The following is an 18,923-nucleotide window of genomic DNA, read 5'->3' as shown; positions in this document are numbered from 1 at the left end:
AAAAAAAGCTGCCGTAGCAGCTTTTTAGCCTCGATAGCTATGGTGCGATGCGCCATATTTATGCGAATTTGTCTTATTTGCTTTTATGCTGCCACAAACACTTATTGCTCAAAAGTGCCTTTTACCAGGGCTTCGCCTTGTTGTACCAACAGCTTACCTTTGGCGATAACACTGTCGATGGCCAGATCATCACGGCGCAGCAATACCATATCAGCATCCAACCCGGCGGCAATACGACCTTTTTGCTTTAAGCCCAGTATGGCTGCCGGCGCCGCGCTAATACTACAGATAGCGTCACTGATACTGACCTTATGCTGGGTTATTGCCTCGCGCGCCGACTGATACAGGCTTTGTACACTGCCTACCTGTAAACCGAGTAAGTCGCCATCGTCATTGTAAATCGGCAGACTGGCGTTGCCATCTGAGCTTAATGTCAGCTGCATTGGCTTAACACCAAATGCCAGCGCTTCTGCCAGCGCCGCCGCAGCGGCCACTTCACCGTGCTTTAAGTCAAAGTCGGTGGTGCTGGTGGTAAAGTCAATGACGCCGCCTTTAGTGGCAAATTCCAGCGCGGCCTCAAATACCCGGCGGTTGCGGTTCATATGGGTGGGGTAAAACTGTTTCAGCTTTAGCTCGGTACCGGCTACGGCCTGATAAATCGGCTGTAAAATACGCTCGCCAGCGCCCATATGCACGCTGACTATGCCGCTTTTACCGGACAAAATGCCACCGACGCGGGCTGCGGCAGCCACTTTACGAATTTCATCGGTGGTAGGTTGTGATGAGCGGTGATCGCTGATGGCTATCTCGCCGACACCGATAAACTTGTCAATCAGGATCAGATCATCAGTGATATTGCCGGTCAGGGTGCGACAGGGGATTTCGTACGAGCCGGTATGGCAGTAAGTGGTAATACCTTCACTATCCAGTGCATGGGCTTTGGCCAGTAAGTTAGTTAGGGTGCGCGTTGTAGCATCGGTGCCCAATACGCCTATGGCAGTGGTAACACCGCCCAAAGTCGCATCGGTGAGTTGCATCTCCGGTGTGCGGGTAGCAAAGCCACCTTCACCGCCACCGCCGATAAAGTGCACTAACGAATCTACAAAGCCCGGTGTTAAATAAAAATCGCCGGCGTCTATTACCGTTACCGGCAAGTTGCTGCCCGCCAGGTTAAAGTCGCTGCCGACGGCGGCAATTCGGCCACCGGCTATCACTACGTCCATTTTGCCAAGTCGCTGCGGTGCAATCAGCTCAGCATTTTTTATAAGTATAATATTATTCAAAATAGTAACCTCAAAACAGCCACACTGTGGCTATTGATAACCTATGGCCACGGCCAGAAACATAAAGGCGCTAGCTAACGCGAATAGCCATAGTTGTAATTTCCAGACAAAGCGGAACCACACTGTCCAGTCAACCCGCACCACGCCCAAACAGCCGATTAACGCCGCCGACGTGGGGATAATGCAGTTGGTTAAGCCATCGCCTAGTTGAAAAGCCAATACCGCAATTTGGCGCGAAAGTCCGACTAAATCGGCCAGTGGTGCAATAAGTGGCATAGTCAGCGCCGCCTGACCGGAGCCGGAGGCGACAAAGAAGTTAATCACCGATTGGATAATCAGCATTAACCAGGCGGATAAAAACGCCGGTAAATCGCCCAGCGCCTGGCCACTGTAATACAGCAGGGTGTTTAATACTGAGGGTGACTCAGGGTTATCGCCACCGAGCAACAACACTATGCCTTTGGCCATACCGACAATAAGCGCTGCTGGCAATAACTCGGCGGCGCCATGTTTAAAACCATCGGCAGCGTCGTTCATGCTCAGGCGTTTACCCAGTACGGCAATCACGGCAATCACAATACCGATGGTAAAAAACTGGCTGGCAATTTCCGGAATGTAATACTGGCGCGTTGTTACGCCCCAGATAATCCAAATTAAACCGGCAAAAAATGCCAGCAGGATCACTGAATCAAGCCGGCTATAGCTGTTTTTCGCTTCAGCGCTTTGCTGGGCCCGCAGTTTTTGATCTGTAGCGTAACTTAATGACAGCTCAGGCGTGGCTTTCACTTTTGCGGCATAGCGCATGGTAAAAATAATGCCAAACAGGGTAAATACTGCCCACATAACAATGCGTAAATCACTGCCTGACAGCAGCGGTATTTCGGCAATTCCCTGCGCAATAGCTACGTTAAACGGGTTCATCCAGGAGGTGGCAAAGCCAATTTGGGTGGCAACATAAGTAACCAGCACTGTGGTAATGGCGTCATAGCCTAATGCCAGCATTAGCGGCAACAGCACAATACAAAAAGCGATGGCTTCTTCGCCCATACCAAACACGGCGCCGCCTAAGGAAAACAAGCCAAACATCAGCGGAATAAATAAAAACTGCATGCTTTGGGTTTTGGCTATCAGCGCCAGTATGCCGTTATGGATAGCACCGGTTTTCATGATAATGCCAAAGGCACCACCGGTAAGCAGAATAAAAGCCACTACGCCAATGGCCGAGCCCCATTTATTGCCCGACACTAAACCTTCAAAGGCATAGTTAAAAAAGCCAATGCCGCCGCCCTCAGCAAATAAAGGCACGCCTTGCTGGCTGTCGGTGTGCAGCGTAAAGCTGTTCGGGTCTATTTTACCTTTAAGCTTAGCCGCACCTTCTGCCACTGGTGCGGGTTCAGTAAGTGCAAAAGAGCCGGCGGGTACCAGATGCGATGCCACAGCAGCCAATATCATCACAAAGAACAGGATGACAAAGGCGTCCGGCATCGAGACCGGTTTTTTATTTGTTATCGTCATAACTTAACCTATATCAAGCTTGAAAAAAGGGAGAGCGAACTCTCCCTTTGCTACGAAAGCTTAAAAAAAGTAACTAAAAGATAGTTTATAGTTGCGGCCAAAAGCGTTGTGGTTTAGTGAATCAAAACCGCGTGCAGAGCCATAAACCGCTGGCGGATCACGATCCAGCAGATTGTCGATGCTAAGGTTAATACTGGCATTTTCAAAGTCGTAACCTATATTGGCGCGTAAAATTGTCCAGGCGGCAACTTCACGCTCACCATTCTCATCTAACAAGCCAAGGTCAGTTAACTCAGCAATATTGCGGCCTCTTAGTCTGCTGATGTCGTCGTTGTAAGACGAGGTATAAAGTGCCGTTAGCCCTAAATAAAGCGCTTCGCCGCTCCAGGAAATACGTGCGCTGGCGATGTTTTGGGGGTAACGGAAGCTGCCAATCAGTGATTCGATTTCATCTGAGCCGGCTTTGTTACGTTTAAAACTAACGTAATGTGTCCAGTCGGCATCTAAGCCTAAGCGCCCGCCGACAAAATCAAAGGTGTGTGAAAAGCGTACATCCACGCCTTTGACATCTTGCTGACCAACGTTTTCTAGCTGGATTACATGGTCACGTAGCAATGGCAATTCGTCAAAACGAGGCGCATCGAAGTCTACCCAGGCATCGAGTATTTGCTGCATATTGGCGCCGTCGTCTTCTATGGTGAGGCCAGCGTTATCAGTTACCAGACATAAATCCGGGTTATAGGCGATGCCTGTTTCACCTTCAGGCACTAAGCCGCAATGGCGCACTGATGCGTCGGTTGCTGTTCTTGCCAACATGGCGGTAAGGTCGGTGTCTACCAGCTTTTCATGGCTAAACTGCCAATAATCTACCGTTAAGGTGGTATCCTGAGTTGGGCTCCAGGCAAAACCTACGCTGACTGATTCTGAGGTCTCTGCCTGTAAATCCGGGTTACCCAGCTCCAGCACATTTGGCCGGCGTACATCGCCAAAGCCTTCACAGTACAAATCGGAAACTGTTTGATTGGCACTGCAGTCATAGGTAGCAGTAGTGGTTCTGAGTTTTACCCCTGCTTGCGTAAGCGACGGTGCTCTGAATGAGGTTGCCCAGGAACCGCGCACCACTAAGCTGTCCAGCGGGCGCCAGGTCAGGCCTACTTTGGGGTTAAAGGTGCTGCCAAAGTCGTCGTAATAGTCATACCGTCCGGCCAGTTGCAGTTCAACCGTACTGCTTAACGGCGCATAAATCTCGGCATAGGCAGCAGCCTGGGTTCGGTCTGCGGCAGATACACTGGAGCCAAAGCCTAAGACGTCAACCAGGTAGCGATTTTCCGGCCGGGCACGGGCGTTTAATGATGGTGTATCAGTAATTTCTTCTTTACGTGCTTCAATACCAAAGGCAGCGCGGATAACGTCATCATTGAACTGCATTAAATCGCCGCTAAAGCGCAGGTCCCAACCGTAAACGGTGCTCTTACCATCGCGGGTGGGTACTTCTTGCGCATTGGCTAACAAGGCGTCATTAGTCGGGTCATTTTGCAGCAGCGGATTAAAAGCGGCCAGCAGGTTACCCGCTGAACAGGTTAAACCGTTATCTGCGTCAAAGCTGGCGATAGTGCCGTTGCTGCATAATTCACCATGCACCAGAGCACTGTATTTATAACGGTTGTAAACGCCGGCTATGGCTTTTTGCTTAGATTGCGATTGTGACAGCAGAATAGCTGCCTCCCACTGCCAATTAGCCAGGTCGCCGGCAATTGAACTGGTTAAACGGAATGAATCGGTTTTGTTTTGTATGGTGCGCGGGTCGTTAAAGCGGGCACTGTACTGGAACCCCCACAAGCGTTGTCCTGCGACAGTGTCAAACGGGTCTATCCACAGTTCGTCATATAAAAAGTCTACATAGTCAGATGGGTAAATATCCAGCGCGGTTTCTGGTATCCAGGCACCATGATCCGCGTTGATTTGCTCTACCTGCTCTATAGGTGCCGGCGAGGAGACGGCGGTAGAATCCGTTGTGCTGTAGAAAAAGTCGGTGTTCCAAACTAAACCGTTTACATCTTTGGTAAAAATAAAGCCAGCAGATTGGCTTTCAAACGGGCTTTCCAGTTGGTCGTCCTGATTGGCATAGTACGCACAAATGTCTTCACCAAATTCGGTCGTGACTAACGGGCTGGTACAATTTGGATTGCCAATTTCATTACCGCTGCGGGCTGAGAAGAAATTGATATTGGCGCCATCGCGCAATTTGGGCAAATAGGAATAATTGCTTTGCAAAGCCGTTTGTGACGTAAAGGCCCGGTCTGTGGCCATATAGCCTTTACGATCGAAAAGATCGGCAAACAAGGTTAGGTTACCACCGGCAAAGGTGGTACCAAATAACAGGTTAGCATTAACTTTGGCATCATTTGACGATGCCGTGCTGTTGGCATAAGACAGGCTAACTTCGGCCCCTTCGTAGTCTTTTTTCAAAATGTAGTTTATGACACCGGCAACCGCATCAGCGCCGTAAATTGCTGAGGCGCCGGTAGCCAGAATTTCAACCCGCTCAATGGCTGCCAGCGGGATACTGTTTATATCAACAAAGTTTTGCGTGCCGGCTGCAAACGACGATGCCGCGACCCGGCGTCCGTTAATCAGAGTAAGAGTAGATGAGGGGCCTAAACCCCTTAAAGACGCGGCGGCCTGGCCTGCTGGGGTCGATGTAGATGTTGCGCCGCTTTCTGACGTAGAAAACGTGCCGTTACCGCCGCGCACCTGGCCTAAGTCTTTAAGCAGTTCATACACTGAGCTGGCGCCAGAGTTTTTAATATCGTCGGCGGAAATAACCGTAAGTGGCTGGGTGCCTTCTAAATCTACACCGCGTATACGCGAGCCAGTTACCTGAATTTTTTCAATTTTCTGCTCTTCTTTTACTACTTCTTCAGCAGCGAAAACCAGCGGAGTTGCAAAAAAGCTGCCGGCAACCGCCAGCGCTAAAGGAGATAATTTGCGCATAGATACACCTGTCTTAACATGGCACAGCCTGCGGTATAGTCCGCATTGGTGTGCTTACAATTATTGATGTTAGTTGTTGTGGTGCAGGAATAAACGCCTGCCAGACACGGTTTAGTGTCTGACGTGTGTCTACTCGTTAAACCACTCTGACAGGTAGTAAGACGAGTAGTGATATGAACTTAGCGTAAAGGCTTTTTTCAACATACCGCTACCAAAAATGAATTGCTGCTTAATAAATCATTACTAATACAAATACTGCTAATTGGCAATGAAGTCAATACAGGCTAATCTATAGCCTTTGAATTTTGGCCGCTATCTGTAGTATTGGTAGTTGAACACTTCTGTACTCAAATGATAAGAACTAGATTAATGAAATCACTGAGCTTTTATATATCTGCAGCCGCATTGGCCTGCTCTGTTTTCGCAGCACATGCAAATAGCAATAAATTTCCCGACTACTCTATGGTATTAGTTGGCGGTGGGCTCAAAACCTGCAGTTCAACAAATGTAAGGCATTGTAGCGAACCAGACATTTTTTCTGCTGCAGCTAAGTCAGCAGATTTGTTTCAATTGTCTGCTGAAAATATTGCTAATGTCAGTGACAAGCTATTCTGGGGAGAAGAACGCGTCATCGAACAGCAACAAACGCTGGCGGTGTTAGAGTTTATGCGCAGTAGAGTGTCGTCAGAGCGCATCTCCGAACGTGAGTTATTACGTTTGTGGCGCTCTGCTGAGACCGAGATGGATGGTATTTGGGTATCCGGCCGGACTAATTACGGCTCTTTGACTGAGCGTGAGCTGAATTTTGTACTGGATCAGTTGCAGGTTATGGCTATCTCGCCAAATACCGGTCGGCGATCTTCGCCGCCACGGCAAAAAGAATTTGCTGATTTAGCCAGAACGGCAGATCCATTTAGTGTTGAAATTTATCAAAAAATTGTCAGTTTGGCACAGCAAGTCGCTGGGCCACAGCGTAAGCCGAGGTTGCTGGTAGTTACTGCTTCTGGTCGTGACCCTTTTGCCGCAGTAGATTTTTACACCAACTTATTTGAAGAAGCCGGTGCAGATGTTAGCTGGTTGCCTATTAACGCTGCCTATCAGGCTGCGCAGGCCAATAAAACAGCGGGGAAGGCCTCCTGTGACAAGCTGCCGCAGTATCTTGAGCAATACCATGGCAGTTATCAGCGAGCACGGATCTACCCTGATTTGATGCAGCAGCTAACTAAGTTTTGTCAGCAAGGCACGGAAGACGCTGTAGAATTGATCCGGCGTTCAGATGTGATATTCTTCAATGGCGGCGATCAGAGTTTGACGCTACAGGCATTGCGCTTTGAAGATGGCCGCGCCAGCCCAGAGCTGCAGCAGATTGAAACCATGTTAAGAAATGGCGATATGATAATTGCCGGTACCAGTGCAGGTACTGCGGTGATGAGTGGCGGCAGTTTTGCCGGCAGCAGAATACCCATGATCACTAATGGTGACAGCTACAGTGCGATGCAATTTGGTGCTTTCGACTTACCGGCGCCTAAACGCGGCTGTGATAAAGATCAAAGCTGCAGCAATGGCCTGGCAGAAGGTCACCTTACTTATTCGTCAGCAGGCGGTTTGGGCCTGTTCAACTTTGGGGTCTTGGATACCCATTTCTCAGAGCGCGGCAGGCAGGGCCGGCTGGTGCGGTTGCTGAATGATACACAAAGCCGGTATGGTTTTGGCATTGACGAAAACACCGCCCTGCTGGTTGGCTTTACCGACAGCGATAATGCCCCGCAAGTAAATATGCAGGTTATTGGTGCCAATGGTGTTTTTATTGTTGACACGGCTGAGGTTGGGCGAGCTGGTGAAGGCGCAGTGGCTAACATAACTCAAGTGGCAACACACTACCTTACCCGCGACGATCGTCTGGATATTAAAGATGGTGTGATGCGTACCCGCTTTGCCGATTGGAAGTTTGCGACAAATAATAGTCTGACACCGCTACTAAGTTCCGGCGATCTGTTTGAACGGGATAATTACAGACAGCTGGCCCAATTGTTGTGCACTACGCAAAGCCGTCAGGCTGATGGCCGAGCGGTAAAGGTTGGTCAGGGCCACAGTATCATGCTGTATAAAAGTACGACGTCTCACACCCGGCAAGGCTTGCAACGCTTGCAAAATGCTGAGATCCAGTATTGCTCTTACAGCAATTTGATGTTGGATATTACGCCTGCCAACTGAGCGTAAAATGCGAGGTAATACCTGATGCAAGGACCTGTTCATCCTCAGGTTAAAACCTTCGCCAGATGGATACGCAACTGGGGCAAGCTAAAGTTGGCATTGTTGTGTCAGCTGTTTCTGTCTGTTGGCTTGGCTGTTTTTTCGGCTGTAGTGTCGGTGGTGCTGAACAACCAAATTGATTGGGAGTGGGTTAGAGGCGCAACCTTAGCTGCAGCAGTGCTGGGCCCTGTGTCTATTGCCTTTCTGTTCTATCTGGTGTTGCATTTAGATGCGGCACTGTCATACCTGGAAGATTCTGCCCATCAGGAACGCTTGTTAAACGAAGGCATGCAGGAAAATATCCGCCAATTAAACTACGAAATAGAAGAGAGAAAAAAAGCGTTTCAAGCCAAACGCAGAGCTATTGATGAACTGCGTAAAGAAATTGCCGAACGCAAAAAAGCCCAGATAGAGCTGGAAGAGCAAAGTTTATTGATACGCTCTATCGTCGATAGCTCGCCGGATTTATTTTACTACCGCGATGAAACCGGCCGTTTTGCCAGCTGTAATAAGATGTTTGAACAGATTATGGGCAAATCTGCCACTGAACTACTTGGTCGGTATCCGGCAGAAATTTACAGCGCTAAAAGCGCACAAGCCGTGATATTGACTGAATATGAAGTCAATATGCCGCCATCAGAGCTAACCCTTGACGTTGAGTTTGTTAAAGAAGACGGCCAGATATTATGGCTGGAAATGCGTAAGGTACCCTTTTATGACCGGCACGGCCGCTACATCGGCTTGTTGGGCTTTGGCCGCGATATCACCTCACGTAAGCTGGCAGAGCAGGCTTTGGAAAAAGCCTATCAGGATAAAGGCCAGTTTATTGCTACCTTAAGCCATGAACTGCGCACTCCGCTAAACGGTATTGTGGGTTTAAGCCGGCGTTTGCTGGAAAGTAAGCTGACAAAACAACAGCATGGCTGGGCTAATACTATTTTTAGCAGCGCAGAGACGCTGGGTAATATTTTCAACGATATTATCGATCTGGATAAAATTGACCGCCAGGACCTCGACATTGTCTATCAGAGCGTGTCATTGCGTCAGTTTATCAACGACATTGCTAATTTTGCTGAGTTACTGTGTCAGCAAAAAGGCCTGACATTTGAATTAAACTGCCAGGGTGATACTGAACTGGATTTACGTTTGGACCCTACCCGTTTACGTCAGGTATTGTGGAATCTGCTAAATAATGCCGTCAAGTTTACTGCCGCCGGGCGGGTAGCATTAACCTGTAAAGTTGCGCCGGAAAAATCTGAGTTAATCTTTCTGGTAACTGATACTGGTATTGGTATTGCTGAAAAGGAGCAAGAACGGATCTTTGATATGTACTACAAGTCCAGCGATGGGCGCCGTTTAAGTATCATAGGCTCAGGTATTGGTTTGTCAGTTTCGCGTGCGTTGGTTGAAGCAATGAAAGGCAATATTGTTTTAAGCAGCGAGCTTGGCCAGGGCAGTTGTTTTGAAGTCAGATTGCCTGCTGAGCGCTCAGCGTCAGAGCCGCAGACACAGATAAGCTGCCCTGAGCTGACTATCTTACTGATAGAAGATGTACCGTTAAATGCAGAAATAGCCACCGGCTTGCTGGAGCAGCGCGGCCATACCGTAATACACGCGGAAACAGGCGAGGATGCCATGGCATTGCTGGAAACTGAGGACGATATAGACCTGGTGCTGCTGGATATGCAATTGCCTGATATGAGTGGTGAACAGATAGCACAGTTTATCCGTCAGGAGCCACGCTTAGCAGCACTGCCGATAGTGGTGTTAAGTGCTAATGTGCGTAAAGCAGAACAGCAGTTACAGGGGCTGCATATTGATAACGCATTGGCTAAACCCATTAGTACCAGCAAACTTGATGCTGTACTGGCGCAGTTGTTTTCGCCCAGTGCAGTTAAATTACAAAGGTCGGTAACAGAACAAAAAACCACCGAATCAGCGGCGCTGGACACCCATATTCTAAATGACTATCTGCAATCATTGGGTAAGGATACGGTTAAACGCAGTACTCAATTGTTTGCTCAGTTATTGCCCGGATATATGAACCGTCTGATGGAAACAGCGGTGCAACGTCAGTTAAAAGAGTTTCAGGAAGCGGCACATAAACTTAAGGGTGCGGCTGCATCAGTTGGTTTATTGTGGGTGCAACAGCAGGCAAAAAGATTAGAGCACGAAGAAGTTAACTGGCAAGGGATGGAGCGACAGCTGGTTGATTTTCATTTAAAAACAGAGCAGCACCTGGCTGCTCTGTCTGATTATATTGAAATGGCGTAAGCGCTTATTTTTCTAACTTACCTACGAAGCGGTAGCCTTCACCGTGAATAGTGCTGATTAATTCAGGGCTATCGATGTCCGATTCAAAATGCTTACGAATGCGGCGGATAGTAACATCTACTGTACGGTCGTTCGGGCGCAAATCGCGGCCAGTCATGTGGCGGATTAACTGTTCACGGGTGAATATTTTACCCGGTGTATCCAGCATTAAACGTAATGCACGGTATTCGCCTTTTGGCAAACGACGGGCAACACCTTTTGGCGAGGTCAGATTGCGGCTATTTTCATCCAGCGTCCAACCATTAAATTTAACGATGCTTTTATGCTCTTCTACCACTGGCTGAGCTACAGTGCGGCTTAGCAAGTTACGGGCACGGATAGTAAGTTCACGCGGGTTAAATGGTTTGGTTAAATAGTCATCTGCACCGATTTCCAGGCCTAGAATGCGGTCGACTTCACTGTCGCGACCGGTTAAGAAAATAAGGCCGATATTTTCTTTCTGACGCAGTTCCCGGGCTAGGATAAGGCCGTTTTTGCCAGGCAGATTAATATCCATCACCACCAAATTTACTTTATTGTCTGTAAGTTTCTGGTTCATTTCTTCGCCGTTTATGGCTTCAATGACGTCATAACCTTCACCTTGGAACAGACTGACCAGATTTAACCGGGTTACTTCTTCGTCTTCAACGATAAGAATCACAGGTGTTTGCATAGGATTTAAACCTTATGTAAATTTTGTTGGTTTTATGGCGAAATTGCGTTTTATAGATGACTTGCACTTGTCAAATAATACGTGATTATAACCAGCAGTCCAATTGTTAACAAGTTTTTTGTTAACAATTGGACTGCTGGTTATCTGTTGTGGCTGGCTAGCAGCGGTTTGCTTTGCTTACGCCGTTTTGCTTATTACGATCACCGGAAATTCAATTTTTATACTAACACCTTGGCCCAATGTGCTTTCCAACAAGATTTTTCCGTTTAGTGCCTGAGTAACCAGGTTGTATACTAAATGCAGTCCAAGGCCGCTGCCGCCTTCACCGCGTTTGGTGGTAACAAAGGGATCGAAAATACGTTTTTTAATGTTTTCCGGAACGCCGGTGCCATTATCAGAATATTGCAAAATGCAGTTATTATCTTTTACTGCCACATCGATGGTCATTGTGCCCTGCTCGGTATGCTCAAAAGCATGGATAAGGCTATTCATAATTAAATTAATCAGGATCTGATTTATCGGCCCGGGTTTGCTGTCAAGCTCCAACTCTGCTGCACAATTAACCACAAGCTGATGTTGGGTTTTCTTTAAATTTGGCCGCAACGACAGCAATACTTCGTTGATAAGCTGCAGCATATTAAATTGACGGCGGTTATCATTTGACTGGTCTACTGCTACCCGTTTAAAGCTGGAGATCAGGCTGGCAGCACGCTCCATATTGCGATAAATAATGCCCAGGTTTTCTTTGCTTTCTGCCAGAAATTTAGCCAGTTGAGATGACGTTAGTTTTTTTTCATCAAACGCTTTCTGGATGTCTGTCAGTTTGTCTTGCATTAAAGTAGAGGCTGTAACACCAAGGCCAATCGGCGTATTAACCTCATGCGCCACGCCAGCGACCATTTGGCCGAGACTGGCCATTTTTTCAGTTTCAACTATTTGATTTTGATACTGATGTAAGGTGGCTAAGGTATTTAGCAGCTCCTGGTTGGACGTTTTAAGCGCATCGGTGCGTTGCTCAATTTTTTGCTCCAAACTGAGTGTTAGCTGGCGATTTTCTTGTTCGGCTTGTTGTAACTTGCTAATTTGCTGTTCAATTCTGTCCAGCATGATGTTAAAAGCGCGACTGAGCATATTGTATTCTTTGATTGGCGCAACAGGCGCGCGAATGCGGTAGTCTTTTTCTTTGGCAACTTTTTGCACCAGATTTAACAGTGTATCAATCGGTGTGGTAAAGCGTTGCTGCAATCTGGAACTGATAAAGTAAGCACTGCCCAGCGCTATCAGGGCAATAAGGATATCTAAGAGGATCCGGGTCTGGATATAGCTGTTTAGTTCTTCCTGATTAGCCCGAACATAGATATAGCCGATAATGGTCTCGTCTTGTTTTACTTCGCGGATAAGCTCAATATGGTTGTCACTGATATAGGGTTTGGCAAATTGCTCAATACGGCCAAATTGTACCGGAAAAGGGCCAATGCCGTCGCGATTGTAACTGGCAAAAAAGCTTAGCTCATTGCTGTCAGGTAGCAATTTATAAATATGTATATTGTGCAGCATAGTCACGGCTTTAAAAGAATTAAGCCGATTGTCTTCTATGTCAGCATCGTCTTTTTGGATGCTGTCGCGGGCATTAAAGGCAATAATACTGGCATAGCCCTGCAACTGAGATACCAGTTTGCTGCGTTGCAATTTCACATCCTGTAGGGTTGAGACCATCATAGCAAGACATAGAGTCAGGCTGCATATCAGCATGATGACCCAAATTAATGCGCTTTTTATCGATGTGGTTTTATCTATTGCAATCATCTGCTTATCTTAGTCCTACTGTATTACGCGCAAAATTATGCGGCTACATTGATGTTATGCACATTAGATGTTTTTAGCAAACTGCAGTGGCAAAATTAATAAAGCCGTTTATAGTAAGAACACTTGTTTGTTTTGGGTGTGGTTATGAGCCTGTGGGAAAGCTATAAAACGAGTATCTTCCTGTGCCATCAGGCACTTAAATGTGATATCGATTTTGCTATTATCAGTGCACAAAACCCCGCCGGAAACACCGAACACCCTTATCTTAATCTACGTCGTGACAATGAATTACAGGCTTATCTTAATCAGCAACGCTTGCCTTATCGCTCGGTAATCGGCAGTGCGCCAGATTTAACCTTTCAGGAAAAAAGCTGGATTGTGTTATGTGATAAAGCGCTTGCCATTCAGTTGGCATTGCAGTTTGAGCAAAATGCGATTTATTGGGTAGAGCAGGGCGAGTTATTTTTGGTGCCGGTGTTAATGTTGCAACAAGAAGAAAGCCTGGGCGCTTTTAGCTCGCGACTGGTGTTATTAAATGACTAAAGACGCCGTTGCAGAATGTCCAAGACGCTTTGTAGTTTTTCACCGTGTACCACTTCCATTTGGCGCCTGGCCATATTCTGTTTTACTTTCTCTGCTTCGGTAACGGGTTGCGTTAACAACGGGGCGAAGTCAGTGGCGCAAATACAGATTACTGCAGGCGTTGGCATTGTCGGTAGTTGGGCTACCCGATACAACAAATTTGGACAAGCTTTTTGCCGCTTCGGCGCCTGAATACAGCCTAAACTGTCTGCCGCTGTAGCTGGCGTCAACCAGATCAGTAGTAGCAAGACAGACAGTTTTTGCATGTGCTTTTCCTTTGCTGTGTTAGCTCGCTTTATATACGGTAAAACCGTTAGCTTTGGCGATAATGCTGACTTTTTTAAATACCTTTTGGAGTAATTCCAGGTAAGCCAGATGGCTATTAGCGACTATGGTTAAACTGCCATTGCTGGTTAAGCGGGCAGCGCTGTCGCGGATAAAAGTCTCAACAATACTGTAGTCGGTTTTTATGCCCGTGTGAAACGGCGGGTTGCTGACAATACAGTCGAACTGTTTTGGCTGTGCAGGTAAGCCATCGGCGGCGATAACGGTACCGCTTAAGTCATTAGCAGCCAAAGTCAGTTCAGTGGCCTTAACTGCCAACTGGCTGATATCAGAACAAAACAGCTCAATTCCAGGCTGTTTGCGTTTTAACATAGCACCGACCACACCACAACCACAGGCGAAGTCGAGTACTTTGCCTTTGCTGACATCCGGTAGATTATCCAGCAACAGTGCGGTGCCAATATCCAGCTTACCGTGGTTAAATACGCCCGGCAGTGAATGCAGTGTTAAGGTTTCACCGGCAGCAGTAATGTCAAAACTTACTGCCTTAGCTTGTGGCAACTGCTGAAAATCACCATGCAAGGCAAACCATAAACAGTGCTTGGCGTTGTCCAATTTATTGGCATTTAAGCCAAGCTTTTGAGCATGGCTGCTCAGGCTCTTAATGCCGCCTTTATTGTCGCCGGTAACAAACACTGCAGTGGTTGCGCTAAGCACCGGTTTAAGTTGAGCCAGGGTAAAGGCCAGCTGCTCTTTGCTTTTCGGGTAAAACAGCACCACGGTGTCAAAGCTGTCGCTAAATGCCGGGCTAACGTCGCGGTACAGCGTTACCTTGTCGTGACTCCAGCTGGCTGCTACGGCTGCATCAGTGCTGTAACAGCTCAGTGTAAGCTGTGGTGCCAAATGTTGCAGTTCAGTGGCTAAACTATCGGCTAAGGGTTCAACCAGCAGTACTTTGCCTGTTAGATCGTCGATGTTACGTAATACCAGTTGACTGGCTGTTGCTAGCATTTAGCTTTCCTTTTTAAACATCAGATCCCAAACACCATGGCCCAAACGCTGGCCACGCTGCTCGAATTTAGTCAGTGGCCGCTGCTCTGGCCGCTCGACATAGGTATTGTCGGCAGATAAATTGCTGAACCCCTCAGCAGCTGACATCACTTCGAGCATATGTTCAGCGTAGTTTTGCCAGTCGGTAGCCATATGAAACACACCACCTGGTTTTAGCTTACGCCTGAGCAGTTGTACAAATTCGCCCTGCACTATGCGGCGCTTATGGTGGCGCTTTTTATGCCACGGGTCGGGGAAAAACAGCTGCACGGTGTCCAGGCTATTGTCGGCAATACTGTGCTCCAGTACTTCTACGGCGTCGTGCTCAAATACTTTTAAGTTCTTAACCTGCTGTGCTATGGCTTCAGATAAGCAGGCGCCCACACCCGGCCGGTGTACTTCAATGCCAATAAAATCTTTTTCCGGCGCTTCTTTTGCCATTTGCACCAGCGATTTACCCATACCAAAGCCAATTTCCAGCACCTTGTGGTTGTCGCGGCCAAATACCTCAGCTAATTGCAGCGGCTGTGCCTGATAGCTTAAGCCGTAATCGGCCCAGTAAGTATCAAGTGCATGTTGCTGGCCTTTGGTCAGTCGGCCTTCACGCAGCACAAAAGAGCGAATCCTGCGCATGTAGGTGGTGTTTTCAGCCTGATCATCTTGCTGGTGGCCGGTAGTGTCTGTCATCTGTTGCTCCGCATAATCGTTAACGGCGCGTATTATCCTTGTATTAGCTGCTTTGCTCAACCGCGATTATGGTTGGCAAGCTAAAGCGTGCTGCTTATACTGCGCGCAAATGTTTATACAGGGGCTGCTATGTTGCCGCAAGAGGACGCAGTTTGGTTTTCAAATCAGTTGGTTAGCTGGTATCAGCAACACGGGCGCAAAACACTACCCTGGCAGTTGAATAAAAGCCCGTATAAAACCTGGCTCAGTGAAGTGATGCTGCAGCAAACCCAGGTTGCTACTGTTATTCCTTACTTTGAGCGCTTTACAGAACGCTTTAGAGATATTAATGCGCTGGCCGCAGCGCCGCTGGATGAGGTGCTGCATTTATGGACCGGGCTTGGCTATTACGCCAGGGCGCGTAATTTACATAAAGCTGCGCAAACTATAGCGGCGCAGTATAACGGCGTCTTTCCGACACAGTTTGACCAGGTGCTGGCGCTGCCCGGCATAGGGCGTTCGACTGCCGGTGCGGTGTTGTCTTTGGCCTTGGGGCAGCATTATCCGATTTTAGATGGAAACTGCAAAAGGGTACTGGCGCGCTTTGCTGCTGTATCCGGTTGGCCCGGTGAAAAGAAAACCGAGCAACAGTTATGGCAACTGGCAGAGCAGTTAACGCCAAAAGGCAGCGTAGGGGAATTTAACCAGGCAATGATGGACCTGGGGGCAACACTTTGCAGCCGCAGTAAACCGCGCTGCGTAGAGTGCCCACTGAAACTAAAATGCCAGGCTGCATTAGCTGGTGATCAGACGTTGTATCCTGGCAAAAGAGCGAAAAAAGCTCTGCCGGAAAAGCAGAGTTTCTGGCTGTTGTTGCAGCATGACACACAAGTGTTGTTGGCACAGCGCCCGGCATCGGGGCTGTGGGGCGGGCTGTTTGGTTTTATCGAGTTTGCCTCAGCAGCTGAGCGCGATCAGTATGTCACGCTAAATGCCTTGCAGACCACAAGCAGCGAAGAGCTGACAGGCTTTCGGCATACTTTTAGCCATTTTCATTTATGGATCCAACCACAATTGCTAAAGCTTAAATGCAAGCCTGATATAGTACAGGAGCAATCAGGGGCGACTTGGTTTACAATAGAGCGCATTCCACAGGTTGGTTTGTCGGCACCGGCAAAACAACTGTTTCAGCAGTTATTAGCTGCAAGCACGGGTAACAAGGATAAACAATTATGAGCCGTAGCGTATTTTGCGAATACCTTAAAAAAGAAGCCCCGGGGCTGGATTTTCAGCTGTATCCAGGCGATTTAGGCAAGAAGATTTTTAACAGTATTAGCAAAGAAGCCTTTGCCCTGTGGCAGGCAAAACAGATTATGCTGATTAATGAAAAAAAGCTGAACATGATGAATACTGAGCATCGTCAGTTTTTGGAAACGCAAATGGAAGCCTTCCTGTTTAAAGGTGAAGACGTTGAAATCGAGGGTTACAAGCCGGTAGAGAAGTAAACTTAGCTTAGCTCTTTGCTGGCGTCGTGGCGACAGCGGCGCTATAATTCGGATTAGAAAATTTAATCACTGATTTATTCATCTAAGAGATATTATGGCGCGTCGCCTGCCTCCGCTAAATGCTTTAAAAGCCTTTGAAACTGCCGCCCGGCATTTGAGTTTTACCAAGGCAGCAGAAGAAATGTACGTTACTCAGGCTGCTATCAGCCATCAGATTAAAGCGCTGGAAGATCATCTGGGCCTGAAACTGTTTATGCGCAAAAACCGCTCTTTGTTGCTTACCGAAGAGGGGCAAAGCTATTTTCTGGATATTAAAGAAATATTCCTGCAGCTGCATGAATCGACCGAAAAGCTGCTGGCTCGCGGCGCCAAAGGTTCGTTAACAGTAAGCCTGCAGCCGAGTTTTGCTATTCAGTGGCTAGTACCCCGGCTAAATCAGTTTAGTGAGCAACACCCGGATATTGATGTGCGTATCAAGGCAGTTGATTTAGACGAAGGCTCGTTAACTGACGATGTCGACGTCGCCATTTACTATGGCCGCGGCAGTTGGCGCAATTTGCACGCTGATAAGCTACACACGGAGTATTTATTGCCGGTATGTTCGCCGCTGTTATTAAACAGCACTAAGCCGCTGCAGGAGCCAACCGATCTGCAATACCATAATTTATTGCATGATGGCTCTCGCCGGGCATGGAAGGCATGGTTTACCACGCAAAACTTTAAACATTTCAATGTGAATCAGGGGCCGATATTCAGCCACTCTTCTATGGTGTTGCAAGCTGCCATTCATGGCCAGGGCGTGGCACTGGCGCACAACGTGCTGGCGCGGCCGGATATTAACTCCGGCCGTTTAATAGTGCCGTTTAATCATGTGTTGATTTCAAAAGATGCCTATTATTTAGTCTGTCGTGAAAGCCAAACTGAACTGGGTAAAATAACCGCCTTCCGCCAGTGGATGGTGTCGATGGTAGAAGCTGAGCAAGCTGCTTTTGCCGAGCAGCAGTTTACCAATGCGGTGGCGCTTGACTGACGTAATTATTGATCACACCCGCGAGCCCAAAGCCCGCTTGCTGCTGGCGCATGGCGCCGGTGCCGGTGCACAGAGTGAGTTTCTGCAGCAATTGGCGCGGCAGTTGGCTGCGCACAATATAGAAGTATGGCGCTTTGACTTTGCTTACATGCAGCGTTTTATTGATACCGGCAAGCGTAGCTTACCGGCGAAAATGCCGCTGTTGCAGCAAGAGTTTATGCAACAGCTCGGCAAATGCCCGGCTGATTTAGCTTTATTTGTCGGCGGTAAGTCTATGGGCGGGCGGGTCGCTAGTTTTTTGAGTGCTCAGCCTGGCGTGCAGGCGGTATTTGCTTTTGGTTATCCGTTTCACCCGCCGAAAAAGCACAGTTGGCGTACTGAGCATTTTGCCGCTTTGGCTTGCCCGTTGTTTATTGCGCAGGGGGAGCGGGATGCTTTTGGCACTAAAACTGAACTGGCATCCATGCAATGGCCCAAAGTGTCATTGCACTGGCTGACAGATGGCGATCATGATTTTAAACCCAGAGTTAAAAGCGGCCTGACACAGCAAAAATTGATAGCGCAGGCGGCACAATTTTGTAGCAGGAAAATTGATGAAGTACTTTTGGCAAAGCAGTAACAGCGTAACCGCTTTGTATGGCGCTGCCGTAGTCGGCTTAAGCGCGCTAGTGATGCATTTGTGGCAGGGGCAGTTAAGTGCAGAGGCTTTGGCCCGCGTATTGAGCGCTTTGGGCATGCTGGCATTTCATTGTCTGGCGCTGTTGGCGCTGGGCCGGCAACACAGCGGGGCAAAATTGACACAGTTAGTTGCTGTTGTCTGGCATCTGGGGCTGTGGTGTTTTGTCTGGACTATACTGGCGGGCGTATTTGCCTTGCCGTTTTATTATTCACAGTTGGCGCCAATAGGTGGCCAGCTCCTTATAGCTGCCTGGCTGTTGCTTGCAATAAGCGCCTGGCGGCGGAGTTAA

The 18,923-nt window shown here is 48.0% G+C and carries 16 protein-coding genes; 8 read left to right on the top strand and 8 right to left on the bottom strand.

Going from position 1 to position 18,923, the window contains the following annotated elements; genetic code table 11:
• Positions 1-101: 101 nt before the first annotated feature.
• Genes iadA through ACYVIC_RS03345 form a run of 3 tightly spaced genes read right to left on the bottom strand, consistent with a single transcriptional unit; the run spans position 102 to position 5,792 of the window.
• Positions 102-1,283, bottom strand: a complete 1,182-nt coding sequence (gene iadA, locus ACYVIC_RS03355; RefSeq protein ID WP_460857272.1) for a beta-aspartyl-peptidase — start codon at positions 1,281-1,283, stop codon at positions 102-104.
• A gap of 30 nt (positions 1,284-1,313) precedes the next feature.
• Entirely contained in the window at positions 1,314-2,798 is a 1,485-nt protein-coding gene (yfcC, locus tag ACYVIC_RS03350; RefSeq protein WP_460857270.1) for a putative basic amino acid antiporter YfcC, read from the bottom strand.
• Positions 2,799-2,858: 60 nt separating this feature from the next.
• A complete protein-coding gene (locus tag ACYVIC_RS03345) occupies positions 2,859-5,792 on the bottom strand; it encodes a TonB-dependent receptor domain-containing protein (protein WP_460857268.1) in 2,934 nt (977 codons plus the stop codon).
• Between the two features lie 570 nt (positions 5,793-6,362).
• Between ACYVIC_RS03345 and ACYVIC_RS03340 the strand changes: the two genes are divergently transcribed.
• Both ACYVIC_RS03340 and ACYVIC_RS03335 read left to right on the top strand, forming a co-directional pair.
• A complete protein-coding gene (locus tag ACYVIC_RS03340; RefSeq protein WP_460857266.1) occupies positions 6,363-8,006 on the top strand; it encodes a cyanophycinase in 1,644 nt (547 codons plus the stop codon).
• Between the two features lie 24 nt (positions 8,007-8,030).
• Positions 8,031-10,319, top strand: a complete 2,289-nt coding sequence (locus ACYVIC_RS03335) for an ATP-binding protein (RefSeq protein ID WP_460857264.1) — start codon at positions 8,031-8,033, stop codon at positions 10,317-10,319.
• A 4-nt stretch (positions 10,320-10,323) separates the two neighbouring features.
• Here ACYVIC_RS03335 and arcA read toward each other — a convergent pair whose 3' ends face one another.
• Together arcA and ACYVIC_RS03325 are read right to left on the bottom strand one after the other, a co-directional pair.
• A complete protein-coding gene (gene arcA / locus ACYVIC_RS03330) occupies positions 10,324-11,031 on the bottom strand; it encodes a two-component system response regulator ArcA (RefSeq protein WP_335734792.1) in 708 nt (235 codons plus the stop codon).
• Positions 11,032-11,208: 177 nt separating this feature from the next.
• Positions 11,209-12,726, bottom strand: a complete 1,518-nt coding sequence (locus ACYVIC_RS03325; RefSeq protein WP_460857562.1) for a sensor histidine kinase — start codon at positions 12,724-12,726, stop codon at positions 11,209-11,211.
• Between the two features lie 255 nt (positions 12,727-12,981).
• On the opposite strand from ACYVIC_RS03325, the gene ACYVIC_RS03320 reads away from it, so the two are divergent.
• Positions 12,982-13,380: a DUF3293 domain-containing protein gene (locus tag ACYVIC_RS03320; RefSeq protein ID WP_460857262.1), complete on the top strand. Its 399-nt coding sequence runs from the start codon at positions 12,982-12,984 to the stop codon at positions 13,378-13,380.
• On the opposite strand, the gene ACYVIC_RS03315 is transcribed toward ACYVIC_RS03320, so the two are convergent.
• The 3 genes from ACYVIC_RS03315 to trmB are packed head-to-tail and all read right to left on the bottom strand — an operon-like array spanning position 13,377 to position 15,441.
• A complete protein-coding gene (locus ACYVIC_RS03315) occupies positions 13,377-13,685 on the bottom strand; it encodes a hypothetical protein (RefSeq protein ID WP_460857260.1) in 309 nt (102 codons plus the stop codon). The genes ACYVIC_RS03320 and ACYVIC_RS03315 overlap by 4 nt on opposite strands.
• A 19-nt stretch (positions 13,686-13,704) precedes the next feature.
• The gene (locus ACYVIC_RS03310; protein ID WP_460857258.1) at positions 13,705-14,715 is read right to left on the bottom strand and encodes a methyltransferase; all 1,011 of its coding nucleotides are present in this window, start codon (positions 14,713-14,715) and stop codon (positions 13,705-13,707) included.
• Positions 14,716-15,441 carry a tRNA (guanosine(46)-N7)-methyltransferase TrmB gene (trmB, locus tag ACYVIC_RS03305; protein ID WP_460857257.1) on the bottom strand — a complete coding sequence of 242 codons (726 nt, stop codon included), beginning with the start codon at positions 15,439-15,441 and terminating at the stop codon, positions 14,716-14,718.
• Positions 15,442-15,570: 129 nt separating this feature from the next.
• Between trmB and mutY the strand changes: the two genes are divergently transcribed.
• The 5 genes from mutY to ACYVIC_RS03280 all read left to right on the top strand — a co-directional run bounded on the left by mutY (position 15,571) and on the right by ACYVIC_RS03280 (position 18,923).
• Positions 15,571-16,656 (top strand): A/G-specific adenine glycosylase, encoded by a 1,086-nt coding sequence (gene mutY, locus ACYVIC_RS03300; protein WP_460857255.1) that lies wholly within the window; start codon positions 15,571-15,573, stop codon positions 16,654-16,656.
• Positions 16,653-16,925 carry an oxidative damage protection protein gene (locus tag ACYVIC_RS03295; RefSeq protein WP_460857254.1) on the top strand — a complete coding sequence of 91 codons (273 nt, stop codon included), beginning with the start codon at positions 16,653-16,655 and terminating at the stop codon, positions 16,923-16,925. The genes mutY and ACYVIC_RS03295 overlap by 4 nt, the downstream gene beginning before the upstream one ends.
• 94 nt (positions 16,926-17,019) lie before the next feature.
• Positions 17,020-17,955 (top strand): transcriptional regulator GcvA, encoded by a 936-nt coding sequence (locus ACYVIC_RS03290; RefSeq protein WP_460857252.1) that lies wholly within the window; start codon positions 17,020-17,022, stop codon positions 17,953-17,955.
• A complete protein-coding gene (locus ACYVIC_RS03285; RefSeq protein WP_460857250.1) occupies positions 17,936-18,574 on the top strand; it encodes an alpha/beta family hydrolase in 639 nt (212 codons plus the stop codon). The genes ACYVIC_RS03290 and ACYVIC_RS03285 overlap by 20 nt, the downstream gene beginning before the upstream one ends.
• Complete coding sequence (locus tag ACYVIC_RS03280; RefSeq protein WP_460857248.1) at positions 18,549-18,923, top strand: DUF423 domain-containing protein; 375 nt, start codon at positions 18,549-18,551, stop codon at positions 18,921-18,923. The genes ACYVIC_RS03285 and ACYVIC_RS03280 overlap by 26 nt, the downstream gene beginning before the upstream one ends.

It is taken from the genome of Rheinheimera gaetbuli (genome assembly GCF_054781935.1).
This window is presented reverse-complemented; position numbering and strand designations above follow the sequence as displayed.